Source organism: Dryocola boscaweniae, from assembly GCF_025215095.1.
GTDB lineage: Bacteria > Pseudomonadota > Gammaproteobacteria > Enterobacterales > Enterobacteriaceae > Dryocola > Dryocola boscaweniae.
On record NZ_JALHAP010000079.1, the window covers coordinates 1 to 26,267 of the forward strand.

Annotated in this window: 24 protein-coding genes and 1 pseudogene; 13 read left to right on the forward strand and 12 right to left on the reverse strand. The window is 53.3% G+C overall.

The genetic code is table 11. The features are described from left to right. Positions 1 to 95, forward strand: a 95-nt coding sequence (locus MUA00_RS12515; protein ID WP_271121941.1) for an IS3 family transposase, incomplete at its 5' end; no start/stop codon positions are given. A gap of 52 nt (positions 96 to 147) precedes the next feature. Here MUA00_RS12515 and zupT read toward each other — a convergent pair. Further along, complete coding sequence (gene zupT / locus MUA00_RS12520; protein ID WP_271123378.1) at positions 148 to 915, reverse strand: zinc transporter ZupT; 768 nt, start codon at positions 913 to 915, stop codon at positions 148 to 150. A gap of 125 nt (positions 916 to 1,040) precedes the next feature. Between zupT and ygiD the strand changes: the two genes are divergently transcribed. Next, positions 1,041 to 1,829, forward strand: coding sequence for a 4,5-DOPA-extradiol-dioxygenase (gene ygiD / locus MUA00_RS12525; RefSeq protein ID WP_271123379.1), 789 nt, complete (start codon positions 1,041 to 1,043; stop codon positions 1,827 to 1,829). Positions 1,830 to 1,870: 41 nt separating this feature from the next. Here the strand turns inward: ygiD and MUA00_RS12530 are convergent, their stop codons facing one another. The 3 genes from MUA00_RS12530 to tolC form a co-directional block, all read right to left on the reverse strand. Beyond that, positions 1,871 to 3,031, reverse strand: coding sequence for a glutathionylspermidine synthase family protein (locus MUA00_RS12530; protein WP_271123380.1), 1,161 nt, complete (start codon positions 3,029 to 3,031; stop codon positions 1,871 to 1,873). A 5-nt stretch (positions 3,032 to 3,036) separates the two neighbouring features. Further along, positions 3,037 to 3,705: a DUF1190 family protein gene (locus tag MUA00_RS12535; protein ID WP_271123381.1), complete on the reverse strand. Its 669-nt coding sequence runs from the start codon at positions 3,703 to 3,705 to the stop codon at positions 3,037 to 3,039. Positions 3,706 to 3,873: 168 nt separating this feature from the next. After that, positions 3,874 to 5,370 (reverse strand): outer membrane channel protein TolC, encoded by a 1,497-nt coding sequence (tolC, locus tag MUA00_RS12540; RefSeq protein ID WP_271123382.1) that lies wholly within the window; start codon positions 5,368 to 5,370, stop codon positions 3,874 to 3,876. A gap of 210 nt (positions 5,371 to 5,580) precedes the next feature. Here tolC and nudF point away from each other — a divergent pair, with 210 nt between their 5' ends. From nudF to parE, 5 genes are read left to right on the forward strand one after another with little or no spacing between them, the layout of a single operon-like run. Further along, entirely contained in the window at positions 5,581 to 6,213 is a 633-nt protein-coding gene (nudF, locus tag MUA00_RS12545) for an ADP-ribose diphosphatase (protein ID WP_271123383.1), read from the forward strand. Between the two features lie 2 nt (positions 6,214 to 6,215). Then, positions 6,216 to 6,638, forward strand: a complete 423-nt coding sequence (locus MUA00_RS12550; RefSeq protein ID WP_271123384.1) for a DUF1249 family protein — start codon at positions 6,216 to 6,218, stop codon at positions 6,636 to 6,638. A gap of 25 nt (positions 6,639 to 6,663) precedes the next feature. Continuing rightward, a complete protein-coding gene (cpdA, locus tag MUA00_RS12555; RefSeq protein WP_271123385.1) occupies positions 6,664 to 7,491 on the forward strand; it encodes a 3',5'-cyclic-AMP phosphodiesterase in 828 nt (275 codons plus the stop codon). Next, positions 7,491 to 8,066 (forward strand): esterase YqiA, encoded by a 576-nt coding sequence (gene yqiA / locus MUA00_RS12560; protein ID WP_271123386.1) that lies wholly within the window; start codon positions 7,491 to 7,493, stop codon positions 8,064 to 8,066. Before cpdA ends, yqiA begins: the two co-directional genes overlap by 1 nt. A gap of 46 nt (positions 8,067 to 8,112) precedes the next feature. Continuing rightward, positions 8,113 to 10,008, forward strand: a complete 1,896-nt coding sequence (parE, locus tag MUA00_RS12565; protein WP_271123387.1) for a DNA topoisomerase IV subunit B — start codon at positions 8,113 to 8,115, stop codon at positions 10,006 to 10,008. Positions 10,009 to 10,082: 74 nt separating this feature from the next. Here the strand turns inward: parE and MUA00_RS12570 are convergent, their stop codons facing one another. The 4 genes from MUA00_RS12570 to qseB all read right to left on the reverse strand — a co-directional run bounded on the left by MUA00_RS12570 (position 10,083) and on the right by qseB (position 13,133). Beyond that, positions 10,083 to 10,400 carry a putative quinol monooxygenase gene (locus tag MUA00_RS12570; protein WP_271123388.1) on the reverse strand — a complete coding sequence of 106 codons (318 nt, stop codon included), beginning with the start codon at positions 10,398 to 10,400 and terminating at the stop codon, positions 10,083 to 10,085. A 30-nt stretch (positions 10,401 to 10,430) separates the two neighbouring features. Then, on the reverse strand, positions 10,431 to 11,012 hold the full coding sequence (locus tag MUA00_RS12575; protein ID WP_271123389.1) for an NAD(P)H-dependent oxidoreductase: 582 nt from the start codon (positions 11,010 to 11,012) through the stop codon (positions 10,431 to 10,433). A gap of 109 nt (positions 11,013 to 11,121) precedes the next feature. Further along, on the reverse strand, positions 11,122 to 12,474 hold the full coding sequence (gene qseC / locus MUA00_RS12580; protein ID WP_271123637.1) for a quorum sensing histidine kinase QseC: 1,353 nt from the start codon (positions 12,472 to 12,474) through the stop codon (positions 11,122 to 11,124). Then, on the reverse strand, positions 12,474 to 13,133 hold the full coding sequence (qseB, locus tag MUA00_RS12585) for a quorum sensing response regulator transcription factor QseB (protein ID WP_271123390.1): 660 nt from the start codon (positions 13,131 to 13,133) through the stop codon (positions 12,474 to 12,476). Before qseB ends, qseC begins: the two co-directional genes overlap by 1 nt. Positions 13,134 to 13,327: 194 nt before the next feature. Here qseB and MUA00_RS12590 point away from each other — a divergent pair, with 194 nt between their 5' ends. From MUA00_RS12590 to MUA00_RS12610, 5 genes and pseudogenes are all read left to right on the forward strand, one after another. After that, a complete protein-coding gene (locus MUA00_RS12590; RefSeq protein WP_271123391.1) occupies positions 13,328 to 13,732 on the forward strand; it encodes a YgiW/YdeI family stress tolerance OB fold protein in 405 nt (134 codons plus the stop codon). A gap of 168 nt (positions 13,733 to 13,900) precedes the next feature. Beyond that, entirely contained in the window at positions 13,901 to 16,171 is a 2,271-nt protein-coding gene (gene parC, locus MUA00_RS12595; RefSeq protein ID WP_271123392.1) for a DNA topoisomerase IV subunit A, read from the forward strand. Between the two features lie 91 nt (positions 16,172 to 16,262). Further along, positions 16,263 to 17,018: a 1-acylglycerol-3-phosphate O-acyltransferase gene (locus MUA00_RS12600; protein WP_271123393.1), complete on the forward strand. Its 756-nt coding sequence runs from the start codon at positions 16,263 to 16,265 to the stop codon at positions 17,016 to 17,018. Positions 17,019 to 17,096: 78 nt separating this feature from the next. Beyond that, a complete protein-coding gene (gene ftsP, locus MUA00_RS12605) occupies positions 17,097 to 18,509 on the forward strand; it encodes a cell division protein FtsP (RefSeq protein WP_271123394.1) in 1,413 nt (470 codons plus the stop codon). A gap of 60 nt (positions 18,510 to 18,569) precedes the next feature. Continuing rightward, positions 18,570 to 20,792: pseudogene (locus MUA00_RS12610) on the forward strand (YgiQ family radical SAM protein); the annotation flags it as partial. An 86-nt stretch (positions 20,793 to 20,878) separates the two neighbouring features. Here the strand turns inward: MUA00_RS12610 and dkgA are convergent. Next, positions 20,879 to 21,706, reverse strand: a complete 828-nt coding sequence (dkgA, locus tag MUA00_RS12615; protein ID WP_271123396.1) for a 2,5-didehydrogluconate reductase DkgA — start codon at positions 21,704 to 21,706, stop codon at positions 20,879 to 20,881. A 105-nt stretch (positions 21,707 to 21,811) separates the two neighbouring features. Beyond that, positions 21,812 to 22,975, reverse strand: coding sequence for an alcohol dehydrogenase (gene yqhD / locus MUA00_RS12620; RefSeq protein WP_271123397.1), 1,164 nt, complete (start codon positions 22,973 to 22,975; stop codon positions 21,812 to 21,814). A 194-nt stretch (positions 22,976 to 23,169) separates the two neighbouring features. On the opposite strand from yqhD, the gene MUA00_RS12625 reads away from it, so the two are divergent. Further along, on the forward strand, positions 23,170 to 24,060 hold the full coding sequence (locus tag MUA00_RS12625; RefSeq protein WP_271123398.1) for an AraC family transcriptional regulator: 891 nt from the start codon (positions 23,170 to 23,172) through the stop codon (positions 24,058 to 24,060). A gap of 36 nt (positions 24,061 to 24,096) precedes the next feature. Here the strand turns inward: MUA00_RS12625 and yghB are convergent, their stop codons facing one another. Both yghB and metC read right to left on the reverse strand, forming a co-directional pair. Continuing rightward, positions 24,097 to 24,756 carry a DedA family general envelope maintenance protein YghB gene (yghB, locus tag MUA00_RS12630; protein ID WP_271123399.1) on the reverse strand — a complete coding sequence of 220 codons (660 nt, stop codon included), beginning with the start codon at positions 24,754 to 24,756 and terminating at the stop codon, positions 24,097 to 24,099. A 162-nt stretch (positions 24,757 to 24,918) separates the two neighbouring features. Further along, positions 24,919 to 26,106 (reverse strand): cystathionine beta-lyase, encoded by a 1,188-nt coding sequence (metC, locus tag MUA00_RS12635; protein ID WP_271123400.1) that lies wholly within the window; start codon positions 26,104 to 26,106, stop codon positions 24,919 to 24,921. Positions 26,107 to 26,267: the final 161 nt, after the last annotated feature.

Below are 26,267 nucleotides of genomic sequence, written 5' to 3' on the forward strand. Positions count from 1 at the left end.
ACTATATCCATTACTATAACAACGAGCGGATCAGCCTGAAATTAAAAGGCCTGAGTCCGGTAGAATACCGAACCCAGACCCCGATAGCCGCTTAACATGAACTGTCCAACTTTATGGGGTCAGTCCATTTCTCAACCGGGCTTTTTGTTAGCCGATGCCGCTGGTTTGCAGCAGCGTCAGGCTTAATCCCATCACCGCCATACCGCAAAGAACGCCGTAACTGGGATTGTTATGCGGATCGATTTCTTTCGCCAGCGGCATCAGTTCATCTACCGAAAGCGCCACCATAATTCCTGCGACGGCCGCCATGATTGAAGCCATAACAATCGGTGAGATCATCGTGCCCAGAATCAACCAGGCCAGTACGCCGCCAAAAATTTCTGCCAGCCCTGAAATGCCAGCCCAGACGATCGCTTTACGTTTTGAACCCGTTGCGGCATAAACCGGGCCTGCAACCGCCAGGCCTTCAGGAATATTGTGTAATGCGACGGCGAGCGCGATACCCATCCCGAGCTCGAGATTGGAACTGGCCGTCACAAAGGTTGCAATGCCTTCCGGGAAGTTATGCAGACTGATACCGAGCGTTAGCAAAAGCGCGGTGCGGCGCAGGTTTGGTGCTTTTAACGTGCCATCCATCAAATCCTGTGGATGCGCATGGGGCAGGCTGCGATCGAGCGCGAAATAGCCCACCAGCCCCAACACGAACATGCCATAGCCAAGTACGGGCGACATCCCTTCGGTGTGCAAAGCAGCAGGCAGCATTTCCATCAAAGAAATGAGCAGCATAATACCGGCTGCAAAACCAAGTGAAAATGCCAGCACCCGGTTCGACGGCTTCTGGCCGATTACACCCAAAACGGCCCCGATAAAGGTAGCTCCCCCGGCAAGCAGGGTCAGGAGCAAGGGGACTGACATTGACAACTCCTCATCATACACATTCAAATTTCCTGATGATCTTCATCATGCTTATCTGAGTTCTTCCCGCAATGATTGGGCGTAATGTTGTGTCATTAAATATTTATCCGCTTAAGGACATGATGATGACTACCCAACGTATGCCCGCGCTATTCCTTGGTCACGGTAGCCCGATGAATGCGCTCGAAGAGAATCACTATACCCAGACCTGGCGGCATTTGGGAGAGGCTCTGCCGCGCCCGAAAGCGATTGTGGTGATCTCTGCCCACTGGTTCACGCGTGGTACCGGCGTAACCGCGATGGAAGCGCCAAAAACTATTCATGATTTCGGCGGATTCCCGCAGGCGCTGTACGATACCCATTATCCGGCCCCGGGTTCTCCGGCGCTGGCCCAGCAGCTTGTCGATTTGCTGGCGCCAGAACATGTCACGCTGGATAAGGAGGCTTGGGGTTTCGACCATGGCTCCTGGGGCGTGCTAATAAAAATGTACCCGGATGCAGACATTCCCATGGTGCAGTTAAGCATTGACAGTACTAAACCGAATGCTTGGCACTACGAGATGGGCCGTAAACTGGCTGCGTTGCGTGATCAGGGTATTATGCTGATCGCCAGCGGCAACGTTGTGCATAACCTGCGCACCGCCCGTTGGCACGGAGAAAACACACCTTATCCATGGGCCGAATCGTTCAATCAGTTTGTGAAAGACAATCTCGCCTGGAAGGGGCCAACGGCAGAGCACCCGCTGGTGAATTATCTGCAACATGAAGGCGGATCGTTATCAAACCCGACGCCGGATCACTACCTGCCTTTGCTTTATGTACTTGGCGCGTGGGATGGTGAGGAACCGATTACGATCCCGGTAGACGGAATTGAGATGGGATCGTTGAGCATGCTTTCGGTGCAGGTAGGTTAATAAAAAAGGCGCGATTACCGCGCCTTTTTACGCTACGCTTTTTACTCTACAAAGACGTGCGGATAGAAACGAGAAAGATCCTGGGTGATTAACGCCCGGTCTTCACGAATGCCGATCCCGGCCGGTTGATCGTTGATAAGCCAGCTTCCGATAAGCGTGTAGCTGTCGCCAAATTTTGGCAGTTGATAGAACTCTTGTACGATCATGCCTTCTTCGCCGTAAGGACCATCAACGCGGGCAACTTCCTGACCGTTCTCGATGATCTTCACATTCGCGCCCTCGCGGGAGAAGATCGGTTTAACGACATATTTATCCATCGCCGGGAAATCGTCTTCTGCAAAATACGCGGGCAGCAGGTTTGGATGATTAGGGAACATTTCCCACAGCATCGGCAGCAATGCTTTGTTGGAGATAATGCTTTTCCAGGCAGGTTCCAGCCAGCGCACACCGGCATCTTCAAGCTTGGTAGAGAACATCTCGCGCAGCATGTATTCCCACGGATAGAGCTTAAAGAGGTTGCTGATAACCTGATCCTGCGGGTCGGTAAACTGGCCTTTTTCACCCAGGCCTATCTCTTCTATGTACAGGAATTCGCTGGCCACTTCTGCTTCGGCGGCACAATCCTGCAGATACTGAACCGTACCGCGATCTTCTACCGTCTCCTGGCAGCAGGCGAAATGCACCAGGTTGAAACCATGCTGCTGTTTTAGTTCGGCAAAGCGTTCGATGATCTTTTCTTGCAGGCTGTTGAACTGATCGCTACCCGCTGGCAGATTTCCTGCCTGCGTCTGATCTTCGAGCCAGATCCACTGGAAGAACGCGGCTTCGTAAAGCGAAGTCGGCGTGTCGGCGTTGTTTTCGAGCAGCTTAGGGTCACCCACGCCATCCCACGCCAGATCGAGACGGGAATAAAGCGAAGGCTGTTGGGTGCGCCAGGACTGACGCACAAATTCCCAGGTGTGTTTCGGGATGCGGAATTTAGTTAGCAGCGCATCGCTGCTCACCACTTTCTCGACAACCTTCAGGCACATCTGGTGCAGTTCCGCCGTGACTTCCTCCAGACGTTCAACCTGCGGCAACGTCAGCTTGTAATAAGCTTCTTCACACCAGTAGGGTTCGCCATACATGGTGTGGAAGTTGAAACCGTATTCGGTGGCTTTCTCGCGCCAGTCCGGGCGTTCCTGGATTGCGACTCTTTCCATGTCCCTTAACCGCCCATCGAACGGGAGGAGCCGGTAGCGCTGCTGCGTTGCATAGTCGATTGCTTAGCGACCGATTCACCAAAGCCGCCGCGAGTTACGGTGTTGGTGGTGGCTGGTTTTGGCGCCATAGCGGTTTTTGGAACGGTGGCTGTACGGCCAGGCGTTGCCGCGCCGTAGCTCTTGCCGCTGGCATCAGCATATTTGCCGTAGGCCGGACTTGCCGGATTTTTGGAGGTGAACAGCGGCTGCTGAGCAAAGCCCGCGCCGCCGCCCATCAGGCGACCCATCATGTAACCCGCCATCAGCGGCATCCAGAAACTTCCGCTCTGCTGGGTTTGCGCCTGGTTCTCACCCGCCATACTGGCCTGGGCAGGCGCCTGTTGGCACTGACCTTCACCAAACTCGGCGATACATTCTTCACGGGAAGCATATTTAGGCGCGGTGCGCTCAGCTTCCTTTAAGGCGTTATTGTAGGAGGTGGTGCATTCCGCGCTTTTGCCAGGGTTTGCCTGGGCGCAGTCATCCGCGTTCTGGTACATGGAGACGGTTTCGTCGCTCTGTTCACAACCCGCGAGCATAAACACGGCGGTGACGGCCAGCGCAACCGGCGTTAGATGTCTGGCGTTCCAGCTTTTGCGGAACGATGCGTGGTTTATAGTTTTTGTCCGTTTCATTTATCTGTCCTGAGCCCAAAGGAATGAAGCTAATGTTGTGCTTAGAATAGGGGATGAATGGTCGAAATTAAAGCGATGACGGGCGATTGCGGGGGGATCTTTACGTTGCCTTACGTTCGAAGCCGCAAGTTGTGACAGGGGCATGTCGCCATGCCCCTTTTTACGAAATTAATTTCCGAATGGATTACGGGAATTGGTGCTGGTCGCTTTCGCAGGCTGAGCTGCCGGAGTGGTCTGAGCAGAGACGCTGGTAGCGGCTGCAGCGGTATTCGCTGTGTAACCGTCCGCGCGCGCATTCTGCTCTGGCGTTTCTGGAGCCACGCTGTCAGCGGTGGTCGGCACCGGCTGGCCGAGCGTTGCGTTAAGCGCGACCAGATCCTGTTCGTTAAGCGTACCCAGAGCCTGCTTAATATTAAGCTGATTGATCAGGTAGTTATAACGAGCACTGGAAAGCTGCTGTTTCGCGTTATACAACGTCGTGGTCGCATCCAACACGTCAACGATAGTACGAGTACCTACGGAGTAACCTGCTTCCATCGCATCTAAAGAGCTTTGCGCAGACACAACGGCCTGTTTGTATGCATTGATGGTACTGATGGACGCGTTCACGTTATTGAAGGAGGAACGAACGGTCTGCACAACGCTGCGGTGCGCGCTTTCCAGTTGTTCACTCGCGCCCACAAAGTTGTACTGCGCTTGTTTAACCTGTGAGTTAACCAGGCCGCCCTGATACAGCGGCAGCGAGAAGCTCAGGCCGATTTTATTCTGGCCCATATTGCTGTCATCGTACTGCGCGTTGTTGGTTTTTGAGCCGCTGTAGCTGGTATCGGAAACGCCGGTAGAAGCGCTCAGGTCCACGGTTGGCATATGGCCCGTTTGTGCGTAGCGAATTTGTTCGCGAGCAAGATCCTGAGACAGACGAGCCTGCAACAGCGCCAGGTTACGTTTTTCAGCTTCCTGCAGCAGGCTATTCACCGCTTCGGGCTTGTTGGTTTTGAAACCGTCAACGTTTAAAGAAGCCAGAGACGGATAGTAATTGCCGGTAACCTGACGCAGCGCTTCTACCGCGTTATCCAGGTTGTTGCGGGCAGTCACTTCGTTTGCCAGCACGTTATCGTACTGCGAACGGGCGTTCTGCACGTCGGTAATAGCTACAAGGCCTACGTTAAAGCGCTGGGTCGTCTGGTCTAACTGACGGTAAATCGCCTGTTTCTGCGCTTCGGTATAGGAAAGTGCATCAATGGCGCTCAGCACGTTAAAATAGGCCGTCGCGGTATTGAGAATCAGCGTTTGCTGGTCGGTCTGGTAAGTCACGTCCTGGATGCCGGCAGATTTTTCCTGCAGGGTCAGCGCACGCCATTTCGACATATCAAAAATAGTTTGCGTCAAAGACAAAGAGGCGCTGGTTGCATTGGAGTTAACGCCGTTCGCGTCGCGATAGCCGTTGCTATAGGTGTAATCTGCGCCAAGGCCGAGTTGCGGTAATAACGGGCTACGCGCTTCGTTAATTTTCTCGAATGCGGCATCACGGTCTGCAGCGGATCTACGTAAGTCCGGGTTGCTAAGACGCGCCTGCTGATAAACCTGCATCAGGTTTTCTGCCTGGCTCATGGCGCTGAAACCCGTTAGGCTCAGACCGATAAGGATTGGGAGCAGTTTCTTCATTTGCATTCCTTGTTGTGAAGCAAAATTGTTTTGTTAGCGCTGTTTGAGGCGAAATATTTGCCGATTCTAGCAGAGACGGCCAGCGGGGCGGGTTGGCGTAACGTGCCATCCACCCGGAATTTTCATCAATCTACCACATAGCAAATGAAACGGCAGTCAAACAGGGTTGAAATTGCTCATTTCATTACCATTAGTCATCAGGACATCATTATGAGTCAGCCTAAGAATAAGCTTGTCACGTTAGCCAAAAACGATGTTGAAATTATTGCACGGGAAACACTTTATCGCGGCTTTTTTTCGCTCGATCTTTATCGTTTTCGCCATCGTCTTTTCAATGGTGAAATGAGTGGCGAAGTTCGACGTGAAATTTTTGAACGCGGGCATGCCGCGGTGCTGCTACCCTATGACCCTGTGCGTGATGAAGTGGTGCTGATTGAACAGATTCGAATTGCCGCTTACGACACAAGCGACACGCCATGGCTGCTTGAACTGATTGCCGGAATGATTGAAGAAGGCGAAAGCGTTGAAGACGTGGCGCGTCGGGAAGCCGTGGAAGAAGCCGGTTTATTGGTTGGGCGCACAAAACCGGTGCTCAGCTACCTGGCAAGCCCTGGAGGAACCAGCGAGCGGTTATCCGTACTCGTGGGTGAAGTGGATGCCACCACCGCTGAAGGTATACACGGTCTGGTGGATGAAAACGAAGATATTCGTGTTCATGTGGTGAGCCGGGAAAAGGCTTATCAGCTAGTAGAAGAGGGGTTCATTGACAATGCTGCCTCAGTCATCGCTTTGCAATGGCTGCAACTGCATTATGAGAAACTGCGAATTGAGTGGAACGACTAACTATGAAGCGCTATACGCCTGACTTCCCTGAAATGATGCGCCTGTGCGAAACCAATTTCGCTCAACTGCGCCGCCTGCTGCCGCGTAATGATGCGCCAGGCGAAAACCTGACCTATCAGGTTAATAGCGCCCGCTATCGGCTGACCGTCCTTGAGTCTACCCGCTACACTACGCTTGTTGAGATAGAACAAACCGCGCCCAGCGTAAGCTACTGGAGCCTGCCATCCATGTCCGTCAGGCTTTACCATGACGCGATGGTCGCGGAAGTGTGTTCAAGCCAGCAGATCTTCCGCTTCAAAGCACGGTATGATTATCCTAATAAAAAGTTGCATCAACGCGACGAAAAGCATCAAATTAACCAGTTTCTTGCTGATTGGCTGCGCTACTGTTTAGCGCATGGAGCGATGGCGGTTCCGGTTTGTTAGAGAGAGTGAAACCTAAGGACACCATTTGGAAAGCCTGTTAAATCTTCCTGTGGCCGGTGGGGGCCGTATCAGGATACTGCAAATTACCGATACCCACCTATTCTCTGGAAAGAATGAAACGCTGCTTGGCATCAACACCTGGGAAAGCTACCAGGCGGTGCTTGCGGCTATTCTCGCTGACAAACGTCACTGCGATCTGATTGTCGCAACCGGGGATTTAGCCCAGGATCACAGCGCGCAAGCCTACCAGCACTTTGCTGAGGGCATCGCGAGAATTGCTGCGCCCTGCGTCTGGTTGCCGGGCAATCACGATTTTCAGCCAGCGATGTACAGCGCCTTGCAGGAAGCTGGGATCTCTCCTTCGAAACTTGTCTATATCGGTGATAACTGGCAGGTCGTTTTGCTGGACAGTCAGGTCTTTGGCGTGCCTCATGGCGAACTGAGCGACTATCAGCTTGAATGGCTGGAGCGTAAACTAGCCGCCGCCCCTGAACGTCACACTCTCTTGTTGCTTCATCATCACCCACTGCCCGCTGGATGTAGCTGGCTCGATCAGCACAGCCTGCGTAATGCGCAGGAGCTGGATAACGTGTTGGTCAATTTCCCACAGGTTAAAACCTTACTGTGCGGGCATATTCATCAGGAATTGGATCTCGACTGGAACGGTCGCCGTATGCTGGCAACGCCTTCTACCTGCGTGCAGTTTAAGCCCCATTGTTCCAACTTCACGCTGGATACCATTGAACCGGGCTGGCGCTGGCTCGAACTCCATCCGGACGGCGTTGTCACTACCGAAGTATGCCGTCTGAAAGGCGCAGTATTTAATCCTGATACCGCTTCAGAAGGATACTGATGTCAACGCTACTGTACCTGCACGGTTTTAATAGCTCCCCGCGTTCGGCAAAGGCGACAAGCCTCCAGGCGTGGCTTGCAGAGCGCCATCCACATATAGAAATGGTCGTGCCTCAGTTACCGCCATATCCTGCCGATGCTGCGGAGCTGCTGGAGTCGCTGGTGCTTGAGCACGGCGGCGAGCCGCTTGGTGTTGTCGGCTCTTCGTTAGGTGGCTATTACGCCACCTGGCTGTCGCAATGCTTCATGCTGCCCGCCGTAGTGGTAAACCCGGCGGTAAGGCCCTTTGAATTGCTGGCGGATTACCTTGGCGCCAACGAGAACCCCTACACCGGCCAGCAATATGTGCTAGAGTCTCGCCATATTTACGATCTTAAAGTCATGCAGGTTGACCCGCTTGAAGCGCCGGATCTCATCTGGCTACTGCAACAAACGGGTGACGAAGTGCTCGATTACCGCCAGGCGGTGGCTTACTACACCTCCTGTCGCCAGACGGTCGAATCCGGCGGCAATCACGCCTTTGTGGGCTTCGAAGATTATTTCACACAGCTTGTCGACTTCCTCGGTCTACATTGAGGCCGGGTCGGCCGATTCTCTGTTTCGCTATCTGAACGAATAAACCATGACGCAATCCAGTTATAACGCCGATGCCATTGAGGTACTCACCGGGCTTGAGCCGGTTCGCCGCCGTCCGGGAATGTACACCGACACCACCCGCCCGAATCATTTGGGCCAGGAAGTCATTGATAACAGCGTGGATGAAGCGCTGGCAGGCCATGCTAAGCGTGTTGATGTCATTCTCCATGCCGACCAGTCATTAGAAGTTATCGATGACGGTCGTGGTATGCCGGTAGATATCCATCCCGAAGAAGGGGTGCCTGCGGTCGAACTGATCCTCTGCCGTCTGCACGCTGGCGGTAAGTTCTCTAATAAAAACTATCAGTTTTCCGGCGGCCTGCACGGGGTGGGGATTTCCGTTGTCAACGCTCTGTCCAAACGTGTTGAAGTTACCGTTCGCCGTGACGCGCAGGTCTACAGCATCGCTTTTGAAAATGGCGATAAGGTGCAGGAGCTTGACGTGGTCGGCACCTGCGGCAAACGCAACACCGGCACCAGCGTTCACTTCTGGCCGGATGAAAAATTCTTCGACAGCCCGCGCTTCTCTGTTTCACGACTGAGCCACCTGCTGAAAGCCAAAGCGGTGCTCTGTCCGGGCGTGGAAATCACCTTTACCGATAAAGTAAATAATACCGAACAGCGCTGGTGCTACCAGGATGGCCTGAAAGACTATCTGAGCGAAGCGGTAAACGGGCTGATCACGCTGCCGGAATCACCGTTTATCGGTAATTTTGCAGGCGATACCGAAGAAGTTGACTGGGCGTTGCTCTGGCTGCCGGAAGGCGGCGAGCTGCTGACTGAAAGCTATGTAAACCTGATCCCAACCATGCAGGGCGGTACGCATGTCAACGGCCTGCGCCAGGGTCTGCTTGATGCGATGCGTGAATTTTGCGAATACCGCAACATTCTGCCACGCGGGGTAAAACTTTCGGCGGATGATATCTGGGAACGCTGTGCCTATGTGCTTTCAGTCAAAATGCAGGACCCGCAGTTTGCGGGGCAGACCAAAGAACGCCTCTCATCCCGCCAGTGCGCAGCCTTTGTCTCAGGCGTGGTGAAAGATGCGTTTAGCCTGTGGCTAAACCAGAATATTCAGGCCGCGGAACAGCTTGCGGAACTGGCTATCTCCAGCGCTCAGCGCCGGATGCGCGCGGCCAAAAAAGTGGTGCGTAAGAAACTGACCAGCGGCCCGGCTTTGCCTGGCAAACTGGCGGACTGTACCGCGCAGGATCTCAGCCGTACTGAACTGTTCCTTGTGGAAGGGGATTCCGCAGGTGGCTCGGCAAAACAGGCGCGCGATCGTGAATATCAGGCGATCATGCCGCTTAAGGGTAAGATCCTTAACACCTGGGAAGTTTCCTCCGATGAGGTCCTGGCCTCCCAGGAAGTACATGATATTTCTGTTGCGATCGGTATCGATCCTGACAGTGAAGATCTAAGCCAGTTACGCTACGGCAAGATCTGTATTCTCGCGGATGCGGACTCTGACGGACTGCACATCGCAACGCTGCTGTGCGCGCTGTTCGTGCGACACTTCCGTTCGCTAGTGAAAGGCGGCCACGTTTATGTGGCAATGCCGCCTTTGTACCGCATCGATTTGGGGAAAGAGGTGTACTACGCGCTGGATGAAGAAGAGAAAGCCGGCGTGCTTGAGCAACTCAAGCGTAAGAAGGGCAAACCGAACGTACAGCGTTTTAAAGGTCTGGGTGAAATGAACCCGCTGCAGTTGCGCGAAACCACGCTCGATCCAAATACACGCCGCCTGGTACAGCTTACCATCAGCGACGAAGACAGCGACAAAACGCTGGCAATGATGGATATGTTGCTTGCCAAAAAACGTTCCGAAGACCGTCGTAACTGGTTGCAGGAAAAAGGCGATACGGCCGATCTCGACGTCTAACAGGGTCGAAATAAAAAGGGAGCCGGTGTAAACCGGCTCCCTTTTCTTTTTCTAAAAACAGTTAGCGAATTATTTTATTTAATCGCGTCTTCCAGGATGTGAATATGGATATCCAGCACGTCATCTTTCACCGCGGCGCTGTGGTTCTTCATGTGCGGCGTGGCTAAGTGGGCTTCCAGATGGGCAACGCTCTCCCATTTTTCCACCATAAAGATGGAATCCGGGGCGGTAGTCTGAAAAGCGACCTGCGCATTATGATCGACTAACGGCGCGTAACCGAAACAACCTTCTTCTTCTAACACGATCGGGATAATTTTTGCGAACGCATCCACAACGTTCTTACGATGATGCTGGCCCGGGCGGGTGCGAATCTCAGCTATTACTGTCAGCATGACTAACTCCTTTTCTAAGCAGACCAACAGTTAAGCAAAAATTTCGCCGAGATGCTTGCGATATTCTGCAACAAAGCGTGGAACGTCCGGCACCTTCATTACGTCGTTCGCGATAAAGGTCGGCAGGCCTTTCATGCCCAGGAATTCATTGGCCTTATGGAAGGGCAGATAAACGCCGTCAACGCCAACGCCATGGAAGAACTGTTCTTTATCTTCAAAGGCTTGCAGCGGGGCGTTCCAGGTAAGGGAAAGCATATAAGTTTTTCCCTGAATCAGCCCGCCGGAACCGTATTTCTTCGCCGCGTCAGATCGAGTACGACCATCGCTGGCATACAGGGAGCCGTGACCTTCGGTGAACACGTCATCAATGTATTTTTTCATGGTCCACGGAGCACCCATCCACCAGCCCGGCATCTGATAAATGATGGTATCGGCCCAGAGATATTTTTCGACTTCAGCTTTTACGTCGTACTCGCTGTCGGTGCGCGTAACCTGAACATCATGTCCGAGGTCGCGCAGGTAGCTTTCCGCGACTTCGGTCAGGGTGTCGTTTAGCTGGCCGTTAGAGTGGGCGAATTTTTTCGCACCGTTGATAATTAGAATATTGCTCATCGTTTGTCCTCGAATCATTGCGTTTGGCACGAAGTCTAACGTGACCGCCGTCACGATAAAATGGCCAGAATGTGCAAAGACTTTTGCCATAGGAGCAATAATCTTCTGATTACCAGCTTATCCGTACCTGAAATCCACCGCTTTCAACGTTAGAAAACTGCGCATTCATGCCGTGCAAGGAAGCGATACGCTGGACGATCGAAAGGCCCAGGCCGCTGCCTGTTTTTTCCAGGCCTGGTGGACGAAAGAACCTTTCGCCTAACTTCGGTAAAAACTCCGGACTGATACCCGAGCCGTTATCGGTAATGCAAATTTCTCGCTTGCGTAAAACAACGTTCACCAAGCTGCCGCCTGGGCTGTAGCGCACGGCATTATCCAGCAGGTTACGCACCATTAAACTCAGCAGTAAAGTTTGCCCACGCACAGACACTTGCTCTTCTTTTAACTCAAGGCGAATATCCACGCCCTCGCGTTGAGCCTGGTGCCAGGCATCCATTACGGCGCTTTGCAGCAGTGCAGGAAGCGATACATCCTCAATATCGTCCAGGTCAGCCAGCGAATCCAGGCGAGACAAAGTAAGCAACTGATCCACCAGACGAGAGGCCCGCTCGGTGCCGGTCGTCAGATTATTCAATGCATGTTCGCGCATTTGGGGATCGTTAGCCGCCAGTTGCGCCACTTCAGCCTGTACTTTTAGCGCCGCCAGCGGGCTGCGAAGCTCATGGGCCGCATCCGAGGTAAAACGGCGTTCGCGCAGCATGAACTCGCCGGTGCGGGTAAAAAGCGTATTGAGCGCATTGACCAGCGGTTTTATTTCCAGAGGAAGCTGCTGCGTCTCTAGCTTGCGGGCATCGTCTGGTGAACGCTGGCGTAACTGCGCCGCCAGCTTATGTAGGGGGGCAAGCGCGCGGCTAACCAGCCAGACCAGCAGCAATAACATCAACGGCAGGGCAATCAGCCACGGCAGCAGTTGAGACGTGACGATATCCAGAGCCATATCTTCGCGATACTCTCTCTCCTGGCCAACCACAATACGGTAGCGGCCGTCAGGCGTAGTAAGCCACACCAGCCGCCAGGGATCGTCATCGCCGTTCAGGTATCCATCCGTAAAACCATCGCGGCGATAGTCAAACCTCAGGTCTTTACCGTTATCGCCGTCATTCAGGCGCATCTGCCCGTCAACGGAAAAAATAGCGAAGGCGAGGGTATCGTCATCCTGTTTTCCGCGATGGTGCGGCACCATTTTTTTTGTGCGTGGTAACTGTGGATCTGCCCGGAGGGCACGTAAATCCAGCGCGCTTAGTCGTTTGGCAAACAGCAGTTGCTGGGTATCGAACAGCTTGTCGAGCGTTTTGGATGTCTGATGCCAGGCGGCAACGCTTGCGCCAGCCCAGGCGATAGCCGTCAGCAAAATAAAACTGGCGATAAGTCTCGCCCGCAGGCTTTGCGTCAGCTTTTTAATCATTCTTCACCCAGCGTATAGCCAATTCCGTGAACGGTACGAATAAAGCCGCTGCCCAGTTTACGGCGAAGATGGTGAATATGAACTTCCAGCGCATTTCTGGAAACTTCATCGTCCCAGCTATAAATTTTCTCTTCAATAAGCGAGCGAGGAAGTACACGGCCGGCGTTGCGCATCAGCAATTCGAGCAGCGCGAATTCTTTCGGTTTTAGCTGCAGGGATTCACCATTTTTGGTGACGGTTAATTTGATGGGGTCGAGTTCAACCCCAGCGTGTGAAAGCAAAGGCTGCGGCTGGCCGTGAGTGCGGCGAATTAAAACCTGCAGGCGTGCAGCTACTTCAATTAGCGCGAAAGGTTTGCATAAATAGTCATCGGCGCCGAGCTGTAAACCTTCGATGCGTTGTTCCAGCGCATCGCGCGCGGTGAGAATTAATACCGGCTCATTTTGGCCGTTACGCCGCCAGCTTTTTAATATTTCCAGGCCGTCGATGCCGGGCAGGCTTAAATCAAGTACGACTGCATCATAAGGGGCCTGGCTTAATGTTGATTGACCAAGTTTGCCATCGGTAAACCAGTCGATAGTGAAGCCCATTTTGGTCAGCCCGGCTTTAAGTCCATCGCCGATCAGTTTGTCATCTTCAATTAATAATACGCGCATGACGCTATCCTTATCGCTCAAACACGTGAAGTTAATAACGTTTGACTGAGTGTGTACAGAGCAAAAATACGATGCTTCGGCAATTGCCGCAATTCAGTAAAAAAAGCATTTTTGCGGCGAGAAATTAAGATCGCGTTAAGATCTATGCACTTTAATAGGTATCAGAAACGACATATCAATAAGGAGAATAAATAATGAAAAAAGTAGCCGCTATTCTGACCGTACTTGCTATTTCCGCCGCGCCTGCCATCGCTGCAAATCAAGGCGGCTTTGTTGATCCCAATGCGCCAGCCGCAACGCAGCAAGCTCCTGCATCGGGCGGGTTTGTCGGCCCAACGGGCACGGTAACCACGGCAGAAAAAGCAAAAACATTCTCTGACGATACCTGGGTTACGCTGCGCGGAAAGATTGAACAACGCATCGGCGGCGATCACTACGTGTTTCGTGATGCCTCCGGCACGGTAAATGTGGACATTGACCACAAGCGCTGGAATGGGCAGACCATCACCCCGCAGGACACCGTTGAAATCCAGGGAGAGGTAGATAAGGACTGGAATTCTGTTGAAATTGACGTAAAGCAAATCAACAAAATGAAGTAAGCCTGCAACGAGCCGCCCGGTGCGGCTCGCTTTCACTCGCTCACCCGCGTTAAACCTCCGCGCAAAGCTATTCCCCCCTGTGACTCGGCAAGCCAGATAAGGTACTATCGGCGGCAATTACGCCGTTTGTGGCCACACTCGGCTCGTCAGTTTGAGGATGAATAATTAATGAGTGATCTAACTCATGATGGTGCAGAGCGCCTTGCGCTGCACGAATTCACGGAAAATGCCTATCTCAACTATTCCATGTACGTCATCATGGACCGCGCGCTGCCGTTTATTGGCGATGGGCTTAAGCCCGTGCAGCGCCGTATCATCTATGCCATGTCGGAGTTGGGACTCAGCGCCAGCGCTAAATTCAAAAAATCCGCTCGTACCGTAGGCGACGTACTGGGTAAATACCACCCGCACGGCGACAGCGCCTGCTATGAGGCGATGGTCCTGATGGCGCAGCCGTTCTCTTACCGCTATCCGCTGGTAGACGGGCAGGGAAACTGGGGCGCGCCGGACGATCCGAAGTCCTTTGCGGCGATGCGTTATACCGAATCGCGTTTGTCTAAATACGCGGAAGTGCTGCTGGGTGAGCTGGGCCAGGGCACCGTTGATTACATCCCAAACTTTGACGGCACGCTACAGGAGCCAAAAACGCTGCCCGCGCGTTTGCCAAACATTCTGCTAAACGGCACCACCGGCATCGCGGTCGGGATGGCGACGGATATTCCGCCGCATAACCTGCGGGAAGTAGCGAATGCTGCCATCGCGCTTATCGACAAGCCAAAAACCTCTCTTGATGAGCTGCTGGATATCGTCCACGGCCCGGATTATCCGACCGAAGCCGAAATCATTACTCCGCGCGCTGAAATTCGTAAAATTTATCAGACCGGCCGCGGTTCAGTGCGCATGCGTGCCGTCTGGAAAAAAGAAGATGGCGACGTAGTAATTACCGCGCTGCCGCATCAGGTTTCTGGCGCTCGTGTGCTGGAGCAGATCGCAAACCAGATGCGTGCTAAAAAGCTGCCGATGGTTGAAGACCTGCGTGATGAATCCGATCATGAAAACCCGACTCGTCTGGTGATTGTTCCTCGATCAAATCGCATCGATATGGAACAGGTCATGAACCACCTGTTTGCCACCACCGATCTTGAGAAGAGCTATCGCGTTAACCTCAATATGATCGGCCTGGATAACCGTCCGTCGGTGAAAAACCTGCTCGAAATTCTTACCGAGTGGCTGGACTATCGTCGCGATACGGTGCGCCGTCGCCTTTCATACCGTCTCGAAAAAGTGCTCAAACGCCTGCATATCCTTGAAGGTTTGCTGGTGGCGTTCCTCAATATTGATGAAGTGATTCACATCATCCGTACCGAAGACGAGCCAAAGCCAGTGTTGATGGAGCGTTTTGCGCTGAGCGAAACGCAGGCTGAATCCATCCTTGAGCTTAAATTACGCCACCTCGCCAAACTCGAAGAGATGAAAATTCGCGGCGAGCAAAGCGAGCTGGAAAAAGAGCGCGATCGGCTACAGGGCATTCTCGCTTCCGAACGCAAAATGAATACGCTGCTGAAAAAAGAGCTGCAGGCCGATTCTGATGCATACGGCGATGACCGTCGTTCACCGCTGCACGAACGCGGCGAAGCGAAAGCGATGAGCGAGCATGATATGACGCCATCTGAACCCGTCACTATAGTGTTGTCACAAATGGGCTGGGTGCGCAGCGCCAAAGGCCACGATATCGACGCGCAAGGGCTTAATTACAAGGCGGGCGATAGCTATCTGGCTTCAGCTAAAGGCAAGAGCAATCAGCCTGTGGCGTTCATTGATTCTACGGGAAGAAGCTATGCGCTTGATCCGATTACGCTGCCGTCGGCACGTGGTCAGGGAGAACCGCTAACCGGTAAACTTACGCCGCCACCGGGCGCAACCGTAGAACATGTGTTGATGGCCCCAGATGAGCAGAAATTGCTGATGGCATCCGATGCGGGTTACGGCTTCGTGTGTACTTTCAACGACCTGATTTCGCGCAACCGCGCAGGCAAAGCGCTGATTTCACTGCCGGAAAATGCACGTGTGTTGCCGCCAATGGAAATCACCAGTGAAGAAGATATGCTGATGGCAATCACGGCTGCCGGACGTATGCTGATGTTCCCGGTGAGCGATCTGCCTCAGTTATCCAAAGGCAAAGGCAATAAAATCATCTCTATTCCATCTGCTGAAGCGGCGAAAGGGGTAGATAAGCTGGCGCATCTCTTTATCCTGCCACCGCTTAGCACCGTTACGCTGCATGTGGGCAAACGTAAGATTAAACTGCGTCCGGAAGAACTTCAGAAAATTACCGGCGAGCGCGGCCGTCGCGGTACGCTGATGCGCGGTCTGCAACGTATTGATCGTGTAGAAGTTGATTCTCCGGCTCGCGCAGGCATTGGCGACAGCGAAGAGTAATCCATATCGGGCGGCGGTATTGTCGCCCGAACGGTGTGTTTTGCGCTAAAGCAGGTCATACTTGTTAGCGGTTTAGGCTTTAGAGGTTGTTATGCTATCCATCGTTCGTTTTATTATTGTTGTAATTTATTGCATCCTGGTATGCATTTTAGGCTGCATTTACTGCTTATTTAGCCCGCGTAACCCGCGCCACGTGGCAACTTTTGGCCATCTCTTCGGACGCCTTGCGCCCGTATTTGGTCTGAAAGTAGAAACCCGTTTACCCCCGGGCGCTGAAAACCACCCGACCGCAATTTATATCGGTAACCACCAGAATAATTTCGATATGGTTACCGCAGCGAATATTGTGCAGCCGCCGACGGTTACCGTGGGTAAGAAAAGCCTGTTATGGATTCCTTTCTTTGGGCAGCTATATTGGTTAACCGGCAATCTGTTGATTGACCGGGATAACCGCGCTAAAGCGCACAGCACTATTTCGCAGGTTGTGACGCAAATGCAAAAACGTAAAATATCCGTCTGGATGTTCCCGGAAGGTACTCGTAGCCGCGGGCGCGGATTATTGCCGTTTAAAACCGGCGCGTTCCATGCCGCTATTGCTGCCGGCGTGCCAATTATTCCGGTGTGCGTTTCCAATACCAGTAATAAAATTAAACTGAACCGTTGGAATAACGGCCTGGTGATTGTCGAAATGCTGCCGCCGATTGATACCAGTCGATACGGTAAAGATCAGGTGCGTAAACTGGCAACGCACTGCCGTGAAATTATGATGGCGAAAATCGACGAACTAAATAAAGAAGTGGCGGAACGCGAAGCGTCCGGCACGGTAGAGAAAAAACAGGCGAACTAATCGCCTCATGCCGGGGTTCCCCCCTCTGGCGGTACGGTTTGTACCGCCCCCACGTTTTAAGTTTTACATGGAGTAATTATGTCACTCAGTCGGCGTCAGTTTATTCAGGCATCGGGAATTGCACTTTGTGCGGGTGCGGTGCCACTGAGGGCAAATGCGGCGGGGCAACAGTTACCGTTACCCGTTCCCCCTTTGCTTGAATCTCGCCGTGGTCAGCCTCTTTTTCTGACGCTGCAACGGGCACACTGGTCATTCACCGGCGGCGCGAAGGCGCAGGTCTGGGGATTAAACGGACGTTACCTGGGGCCGACAATTCGCGTCTGGAATGGCGATGATGTGAAGATGATTTACAGCAATCGCCTGCAGGAAAATATCGGTATGACTATCGCCGGCCTTCAGGTGCCAGGGCCTTTAATGGGCGGCGCGCCGCGCATGATGTCGCCCAATGTAGACTGGGCGCCCGTGCTGCCCATTCGTCAACAGGCCGCCACGCTTTGGTATCGCGCAAACACGCCAAACCGTTCTGCGCAGCAGGTATATAACGGCCTTGCGGGTATGTGGCTGATTGAAGATGAAGTCAGTAAATCACTGCCCATCCCTAATCACTACGGCGTTGATGATTTCCCGATAATCATTCAGGACAAGCGTCTGGATAATTTCGGAACGCCGGAATACGTCGAACCGGGCAGCGGCGGTTTTGTGGGAGATACGCTGTTGGTTAACGGCGTGCAGGGGCCGTATGTTGAAGTTTCTCGCGGTTGGGTACGCTTGCGTTTGCTCAACGCGTCCAACGCGCGTCGCTATTTGCTGCAAATGAGCGATAACCGTCCGATGCATGTTATTTCAGGCGATCAGGGTTTTTTACCTGCGCCTGTCCCGGTCAAACAGCTTTCTCTGGCTCCCGGCGAGCGCCGCGAAATCCTGGTTGATATGACCGAAGGGAAAGAGGTTTCGATTACCTGCGGTGAAGCGGCGGGGATTATGGATCGTATTCGCGGCTTCTTTGAGCCGTCGAGCATCCTTATTTCTACGCTGGTATTAACGCTGCGCCCAACCGGTCTGCTGCCGCTGGTAACAGACAGTCTGCCAATGCGTCTGTTGCCGGATGAAATTATCAACGGCAGCCCGGCACGCAGCCGTGATATTACGCTTGGCGACGAACCGGGCATTAACGGCCAGTTGTGGGATATTAAGCGCATCGATATCCAGACGCAGCAGGGCACCTGGGAACGCTGGACCGTGCGTTCGGATATGCCGCAGTCCTTCCATATTGAAGGCGTGAGTTTCCTGATTAAGAACGTTAATGGCGCCGCGCCCTTCGGCGAAGACCGCGGCTGGAAAGACACCGTCTGGGTCGACGGCCAGGTTGAGCTGCTGGTTTATTTCGGCCAGCCTTCCTGGGAGCATTTCCCGTTCCTTTATTCCAGCCAGACGCTGGAAATGGCGGACAGAGGCTCAATTGGTCAACTGCTGGTACAGCCCGCGCCATAAAATTTGCATACCGCCTTCACCGAAGGGTGAAGGCAAAATTAAACCCTGTATTAACCCTTCATTTATTGCCTGATAACGGCGTATAATCGCCGGCTTTGGTTACTTTTACATCATTTTTCGGAAAGCTATATGAGCTCTGTAAGCTTGATCCAGCCCGATCGCGAACTCTTTTCGTGGCCTCAATACTGGGCGGCCTGTTTCGGCCCGGCACCGTTTTTACCCATGTCACGCAAGGAAATGGACGACTTAGGCTGGGATAGCTGCGACATCATTCTGGTTACCGGCGATGCGTACGTTGACCATCCCAGTTTTGGTATGGCGATTTGCGGTCGCATGCTGGAGGCTCAGGGCTTCCGCGTGGGAATAATCTCCCAGCCGGACTGGAACAGCAAAGAAGATTTCATGCGTCTGGGAAAACCGAACCTGTTCTTCGGCGTCACCGCAGGCAACATGGATTCCATGATCAACCGCTACACCGCCGACCGTAAACTGCGCCACGATGACGCTTACACGCCGGACAACGTCGCGGGCAAGCGCCCCGATCGTGCTTCGCTGGTTTATACCCAGCGCTGTAAAGAAGCCTGGCGCGATGTGCCGGTGATCCTTGGCGGCATCGAAGCGAGTCTCAGACGCACCGCGCACTACGATTACTGGTCCGATACCGTACGTCGTTCGATTCTGGTGGATGCCAAAGCCGACATGCTGATCTTCGGCAACGGCGAGCGTCCGCTGGTGGAAGTGGCTCATCGTCTGGCAATGGGCGAGAAAATTGACGAGATAAGCGACGTTCGTAACACCGCGATGATGCGTAAAGAGGCGATGCCGGGCTGGGCGGGCGTGGATTCCACACGTCTGGACACGCCCGGGCGCATCGACCCAATCCCCCATCCTTATGGCGAAGATTTGCCGTGCGCGGATACCGGCAAACCAACAGAAGTAAAAGAAGAAACTAAAGCCGTTGTCATTCAGCCGCCGCGTCCTAAGCCGTGGGAAAAAACTTACGTGCTGCTGCCGTCGTTTGAAAAAGTGAAAAACGACAAAGTGCTCTATGCCCACGCATCGCGCATTTTGCACCATGAAACTAATCCGGGCTGCGCGCGTGCGCTGATGCAAAAGCACGGCGATCGCTACATCTGGATTAACCCGCCGGCCATTCCGCTTTCCACCGAAGAGATGGACAGCGTGTTTGCGCTTCCCTATAAGCGCGTGCCGCACCCGTCTTATGGCAAAGCCCGCATTCCTGCGTATGAAATGATTCGCTTCTCGGTCAATATCATGCGTGGCTGCTTCGGCGGCTGTTCATTCTGTTCGATCACCGAGCACGAAGGGCGCATCATTCAGAGCCGTTCGGAAGATTCGATCATCAGTGAAATTGAAGCGATCCGCGATACCGTGCCGGGCTTTACCGGCGTGGTTTCCGACCTGGGCGGTCCAACGGCGAATATGTATATGCTGCGCTGTAAATCGCCGCGCGCTGAACAAACCTGTCGACGTCTGTCCTGTGTTTACCCGGACATCTGCCCGCATATGGACACCAACCACCAGCCGACCATTAATCTTTATCGTCGCGCCCGCGATCTGAAAGGCATTAAGAAGATCCTGGTCGCATCCGGCGTGCGTTATGATCTGGCGGTAGAAGATCCGCGCTATATCAAAGAGCTGGCTACCCATCACGTGGGCGGCTACCTGAAGATCGCGCCGGAACATACTGAAGAAGGCCCGCTGTCCAAGATGATGAAGCCGGGGATGGGCAGCTATCACCGCTTCAAAGAGCTGTTTGATACCTATTCGAAACAGGCCGGAAAAGAGCAGTATTTGATTCCATACTTTATCTCTGCGCACCCGGGCACGCGTGATGAGGATATGGTGAATCTGGCGCTGTGGCTGAAGAAAAACCGTTTCCGTCTGGATCAGGTGCAGAACTTCTATCCATCGCCGCTCGCGAACTCGACCACTATGTATTACACCGGTAAGAATCCGCTCGGCAAGATTAGCTATAAAAGCGAGGATATCGTGGTGCCGAAGGGCGATCGCCAGCGACGTCTGCATAAGGCATTGCTGCGCTACCACGATCCGGCAAACTGGCCGATGATCCGTGAAGCGCTGGAAGCTATGGGTAAAAAACATCTGATTGGCGGTCGCCGTGAATGTCTGGTGCCGGCACCGACGTTAGAAGAGATGCGTGAAGCGCGTCGTTATAACCGTCATTCACAGCCGGCGCTGACCAAACACACGCCGATAGCGCATCAGCGTCGTCCTGCAGCGGCAGGTGCGAAGTTTGCGCCTAAGACGGGTGTAAAAGCCGGGGCGAAGAAAAGGCCGGCGTAAATAAAAAGCCTTCCTCACAATTGTGAGGAAGGCTTTAAACGTTAATCGCCAAACACATCCGGGTCAGGCCCGAGACGTTTGCCGCTATCAAGCTTCGCAATCTCGCCCAGTTCGTCCTTATCGAGACGGAAATCAAAGACGTCAAAGTTTTCAGCAATACGCGACGGCGTGACCGATTTTGGGATAACGACCAGGCCGCTATCTAAGTGCCAGCGAATAACAATCTGCGCCGGCGTTTTGCCGTATTTATCCGCCAGATCGCGAATGATTTTTTGATTAAACACGCCATCGCCGCCCTGTGCCAGCGGGCTCCATGATTCGGTCTGAATCTTGTGCGTGGCGTTCCAGGAGTGGAGCTGGCGCTGTTGTAGCAGAGGATGCAGTTCAATCTGGTTGATAACCGGCGTAACGCCCGTTTCATCAATCAGCCTTTGCAAATGGTTGACCTGAAAATTACAGACGCCGATGCTTTTCGCCAGCCCCTGCTTTTGCAGCTCAATCATCCCTTTCCATGCTTCAACGTAATGGTCTTTGCCTGGTACAGGCCAGTGCATAAGGTAGAGATCGATACTATCAAGCTGCAGCTTTTCCAGGCTCTCTTCCAGCGCCTGGTGCGGACGCTGCTGATCTTCGTTCCAGAGCTTGGTGGTGATAAACAACTCATCACGCGGCAGGCCTGCATTTTTCAGGGCGTTACCTACGCCATCTTCATTTTTGTACGCCGCGGCGGTATCGATTGAGCGATAGCCGACTTCCAGCGCCTTATCAATAGCGAGCAGCACCTGATCGTTACTGGCTTGCCATACGCCGAGGCCCAACTGAGGCATCACGTTCCCATCCTGGAGCTTGATTACTGTTGGATTTGCCATGCGTTCCTCCTTAATGAGCGATTCACCGGGGCCAGGCCCCGGTGTAACAATTGCATTTAAGTCTGGACCAAATACCCGAAAACGAAAGCCAGGTAACTAAATTACTTAGCGTGCCGCTTCATAAATGCGGCGGCTTACGTCAAGAGTAATATCCTGATGCTCACCGAGCTGGGTCATGCCTTTCTCTTCAAGTTTGGCCAGCAGCGCGGGAATAGTGCTGCCGTCCAGGCCGTAAGCAGACAGGCGGGTTGGTACGCCCATTTGCTCGAAGAAGTTACGTGTCGCTTCAATGGCCGCATCGATTCGCTCTTCTTCACTGCCGCTGGTGATGTTCCACACGCGTTGTGCGTACTGCAGCAGTTTGTCGTGCTTCACCGCGCGTTTTTCATTCAGCAGCGAAGGCAGCACAACCGCCAGCGTCTGCGCGTGATCCAGGCCATGCATCGCGGTCAGTTCATGGCCCAGCATATGGGTTGCCCAGTCCTGCGGTACGCCTGCGCCAATCAGGCCGTTAAGCGCCTGAGTGGCGGCCCACATTACGTTTGCGCGCACGTCGTAGTTTTCTGGCTCTTTCAGGGCTTTCGGGCCGTCTTCAATCAGCGTCAGCAGAATGCCTTCTGCAAAACGATCCTGTACTTTAGCGTTTACCGACCAGGTGATGTACTGCTCAACGGTATGAACGAACGCGTCCACCACGCCGTTGGCAACCTGGCGCGGTGGAAGCGTGTAGGTATAAACCGGATCGAGTACGGCGAAGACCGGCTGAACGTGCTCGGACATAAACGCCTGTTTGTCACCGGTAGCGCGACGAGAAACCACGGCGCCTTTGTTGGATTCAGAACCCGTTGCCGGCAGCGTCAGCACGGACCCCATCGGGATGGCGCTTTCAACGTCGTCGCCGCGAGTCAGAAGGATGTTCCATGGATCTTTTTCCTGCGGATAATTAGCCGCAGCGGCGATGAATTTAGTGCCGTCCAGAACGGAACCGCCGCCCACAGCCAGCAGGAAAGTCACGTTCTCTTTACGAACCACTTCAACCGCTTTCATCAGCGTTTCGTAGGTCGGGTTTGGTTCGATGCCGCTGAACTCCAGCACGCCCAGACCTTCCAGCGCAGTGTAAACCTGATCCAGCACGCCATTTTTCTTCACGCTGCCGCCGCCGTAGGTTATCAGCACGCGCGCTTTGGCTGGGATCTGGGCGCGCAATTCAGCAATTGCGCCTTTACCAAACAGGATGCGGGTTGGGATATGTAGATTAAAATTGTTCATTATTAGTTTCCCGTTGAGTGGGTGAAAACAGACATTGCTTAGCGCTTTTTGATGGAGTTCATTGTCGGCTTATGGGGGCTATCTCTCAATGCATATTCCTGCCTTTGTCTTGCCCATTTCTCCAGAAGGCTGGAGAAAAAACCGCTTTCGTCGCACACTGTCATTGCTAAAAAAGCCTTATGGAGCGCACGAAGATGAACCGGAAAACGATTTGCCAGCAGCTCACGCAAAAAATTAATCGTTTGATGCAAAATGAAAATGATGCGCTTCAGGCGCTTCCTAATGTTCGTCTGCTGTACGGCGCCAGGCCCAATGCCAGAACGCCGGTGATGTATGAACCGGGGATCGTGATTCTCTTTTCCGGCCATAAAACGGGCTATATCAACGATCGCGTGTTTCGCTACGACGCCAACGAATATCTTCTGCTCACCGTACCTTTACCTTTCGAATGTGAAACTTTCGCGACGCCGGAGGTGCCGCTGGCGGGAATGCGCATCAACATCGATATCTTGCAGCTTCAGGATCTGTTGATGGATATTGGCGAAGACGATCTCTTCCATCCGCAGGCTTGTTCTACCGGCATTAACTCCGCCGAACTTTCTGAGGAAATCCTCTGCGCGGTGGAGCGTCTGTTAGATGTGCTGGAACGCCCGCTGGACGCGCGAATTCTTGGCAAACAGATTATCCGCGAAATTCTCTATCACATTCTTACCGGCCCGCGAGGCGGCGCTTTGCTGGCGCTGGTCAGCCGCCAGACGCATTTCAGCCTGATAAGCCGTGTGCTCAGGCGCATTGAAACGCAGTACACCGAGAGCCTGTCCGTCGATCAGCTTGCCGCTGAGGCGAACATGAGCGTCTCGGCGTTTCACCATAACTTCAAATCCGTCACCAGCACCTCGCCGCTGCAATATCTGAAAAGTTATCGACTGCATAAGGCGCGTATGCTGATTTTGCACGACGGGCTAAAAGCGAGTACCGCAGCGGTACGGGTGGGATACGAAAGCGCATCGCAGTTTAGCCGCGAATTTAAACGCTATTTTGGCGTCACGCCGGGTGAGGATGTCGCGCGTATGCGCACAATGTAAAAACCCCGGCGCGAATGGCCGGGGCTGTGGAATTACTCAGGCGAGCCTAACTTTTTTTTTGAGCACCACGAACAGTGTGCCGACCAAACCGGCAACCAGCAGGGCGATGGGCAGGATCATCAGGAAGGTCATCACCTGATCTTCATGGCGTTTCACAAAGGGGATCATACTCAGCGCATAGCCAAAGCTTGTCACCACGCCGACCCATAGCAGAGCGCTTAGCCAGTTAAAGAACTGGAAGCGGCGATTGCTGAGGCCGGAAATGCCCGCCATGGTTGGCAGTAAAGTACGAACAAACGCCAGAAAACGACCCGCCAGTAGCGCCAGCAACCCATGCCTGTCGAACATATGCGTGGCCCTCTGGTGATACTGAGCGGGAAGCTGGCTTAGCCAGCCTCTCACCGTTTTGGTGTTGCCCAGCCAGCGGCCCTGCAAATAGCTCAGCCAGCAGCCGAGGCTCGCCGCCGTGGTTAAAATCACCATTGTCGGGACGAAATCCATTACCCCTTTTGCCACCAGCGCGCCCGCCAGCAGCAGCAGGCTGTCTCCCGGTAAAAACGAAGCCGGCAGCAACCCATTTTCCAGAAACAGCGTCGCAAACATGACGCAATAGACAACACCAATCACATGAGGGTCTGCCAGGGCGGCAAAGTCATGTTGCCAAAGCGCCTGGACGATATTTTGTATTACAGCCATGGAAAATCCTGTGGAACCGCTTAGGTAGTACGCCTTAAATAAGACGAACTTTATTTTAGAGACAGTGTAACGCTAAAAAGCCCACGGCACCTTGATCGCGGGCTCAACAAATCACAGCGGCAAACAATTTCTTGTCCTTTCAGGCGCCCATATCTGGCAGCTTCAGGCTATGCGCTGGAAACCTGCATCAAGATCGGCCTGAAGATCGTCTACGTTTTCCAGCCCGATATGAACACGAACTAAAGTTCCGGAAAAATCTATCCCGCCTGCCGGGCGAATTTCCGCTAATTCCTCCGGCTGATTAGCAAGGATAAGCGATTCGTAGCCTCCCCAGGAATAGGCCATGCTGAAATACTGGAAATGATTGAGATAGCGTTGCAGTTGTTCATCGTCTAAGCGTTTTTTCAACACGAAAGAGAACAATCCGCTGCTGCCTGTAAAGTCACGTTTCCAGAATTCATGACCTTTGCTGCCGGGGAGCGCCGGATGGTTCACTCGTTCAACCAATGGATGTTCAGCCAACCATCCGGCAAGCTTTAAACTGCTTTCCTGATGCTGACGTAAACGCACGCTAAGGGTGCGCAATCCGCGGCTGGTCATGTAAGCCGTGTCGGCGTCCAGCATTTGGCCCATCAGATAAGAATTCTCACGCAGCTTATCCCAGCAGCGCGCATTGGATACAGCGGTGCCTACCATCGCGTCGGAATGCCCAATCAGATATTTGGTGCCCGCCTGAATAGAGATATCGACGCCAAATTCCAGCGCTTTAAATAAAATGCCCGCCGACCAGGTGTTATCTATCATGATGATAGCTTCGGGCGCGACGCTGCGAACCGCCTTCACAATCGCCGGTACGTCGTGAACTTCCATGGTGACGGAGCCCGGCGATTCAAGAAAAACAACTTTGGTATTGGGCTGCACAAGGTCTGCGATGGCTGCGCCAATTAAAGGATCGAACCAGGTAGTGGTTACGCCAAGTTTAGCGAGAATTTTTGTGCAGAAATCCTGGCTGGGTTCGTAGGCGGTGCCGGTCATCAGCACGTTATCGCCCTGTTCGACAAAAGCCAGAATCGCGTTTGCCACGGCGGCGGCGCCACAGGGGTAGAGTGCACAACCTGCTCCGCCTTCCAGTTCGCACATCGCTTCCTGCAAAGAGAAGTGGGTTAGGGTGCCGCGACGCCCATAAAATAATTCGCCTTTTGCCCGGTTGGCGGTGGCCTGCCTTTTGGCTTCTACGGTTTCAAAGACTAATGATGAAGCGCGTTGAATGACGCTGTTAACCGATCCCTGGGTGAATTTTTTGTCGCGCCCGGCGTTTATCAGTGCCGTTTCGATGTGCTTCGCTGCCATTTTTTGCTACCCCGTTTAAACGTCTGGATGTCTAAACATAATTTATCATGGTTTACACAGCGTGCCGCATGCCGTTTCTTCAGGTTGACAAAAAAAGCTGAAAATTCGGCAGCCCCGCGGTTTTACTGCGTAAACGCAATGAATACACAGACAATTTCAGG

Coding starts and splice junctions, on each gene's coding strand:
- parE (WP_271123387.1), top strand. CDS start 8,113: ATGACGCAATCCAGTTATAACGCCGATGCCATTGAGGTACTCACCGGG.
- yqhD (WP_271123397.1), bottom strand. CDS start 22,975: ATGAACAATTTTAATCTACATATCCCAACCCGCATCCTGTTTGGTAAA.
- ygiD (WP_271123379.1), top strand. CDS start 1,041: ATGACTACCCAACGTATGCCCGCGCTATTCCTTGGTCACGGTAGCCCG.
- metC (WP_271123400.1), bottom strand. CDS start 26,106: ATGGCAGCGAAGCACATCGAAACGGCACTGATAAACGCCGGGCGCGAC.
- MUA00_RS12530 (WP_271123380.1), bottom strand. CDS start 3,031: ATGGAAAGAGTCGCAATCCAGGAACGCCCGGACTGGCGCGAGAAAGCC.
- MUA00_RS12575 (WP_271123389.1), bottom strand. CDS start 11,012: ATGAGCAATATTCTAATTATCAACGGTGCGAAAAAATTCGCCCACTCT.
- yghB (WP_271123399.1), bottom strand. CDS start 24,756: ATGGCTGTAATACAAAATATCGTCCAGGCGCTTTGGCAACATGACTTT.
- MUA00_RS12625 (WP_271123398.1), top strand. CDS start 23,170: ATGAACCGGAAAACGATTTGCCAGCAGCTCACGCAAAAAATTAATCGT.
- dkgA (WP_271123396.1), bottom strand. CDS start 21,706: ATGGCAAATCCAACAGTAATCAAGCTCCAGGATGGGAACGTGATGCCT.
- ftsP (WP_271123394.1), top strand. CDS start 17,097: ATGTCACTCAGTCGGCGTCAGTTTATTCAGGCATCGGGAATTGCACTT.
- parC (WP_271123392.1), top strand. CDS start 13,901: ATGAGTGATCTAACTCATGATGGTGCAGAGCGCCTTGCGCTGCACGAA.
- MUA00_RS12550 (WP_271123384.1), top strand. CDS start 6,216: ATGAAGCGCTATACGCCTGACTTCCCTGAAATGATGCGCCTGTGCGAA.
- tolC (WP_271123382.1), bottom strand. CDS start 5,370: ATGAAGAAACTGCTCCCAATCCTTATCGGTCTGAGCCTAACGGGTTTC.
- zupT (WP_271123378.1), bottom strand. CDS start 915: ATGTCAGTCCCCTTGCTCCTGACCCTGCTTGCCGGGGGAGCTACCTTT.
- MUA00_RS12570 (WP_271123388.1), bottom strand. CDS start 10,400: ATGCTGACAGTAATAGCTGAGATTCGCACCCGCCCGGGCCAGCATCAT.
- nudF (WP_271123383.1), top strand. CDS start 5,581: ATGAGTCAGCCTAAGAATAAGCTTGTCACGTTAGCCAAAAACGATGTT.
- yqiA (WP_271123386.1), top strand. CDS start 7,491: ATGTCAACGCTACTGTACCTGCACGGTTTTAATAGCTCCCCGCGTTCG.
- MUA00_RS12590 (WP_271123391.1), top strand. CDS start 13,328: ATGAAAAAAGTAGCCGCTATTCTGACCGTACTTGCTATTTCCGCCGCG.
- MUA00_RS12535 (WP_271123381.1), bottom strand. CDS start 3,705: ATGAAACGGACAAAAACTATAAACCACGCATCGTTCCGCAAAAGCTGG.
- qseB (WP_271123390.1), bottom strand. CDS start 13,133: ATGCGCGTATTATTAATTGAAGATGACAAACTGATCGGCGATGGACTT.
- MUA00_RS12600 (WP_271123393.1), top strand. CDS start 16,263: ATGCTATCCATCGTTCGTTTTATTATTGTTGTAATTTATTGCATCCTG.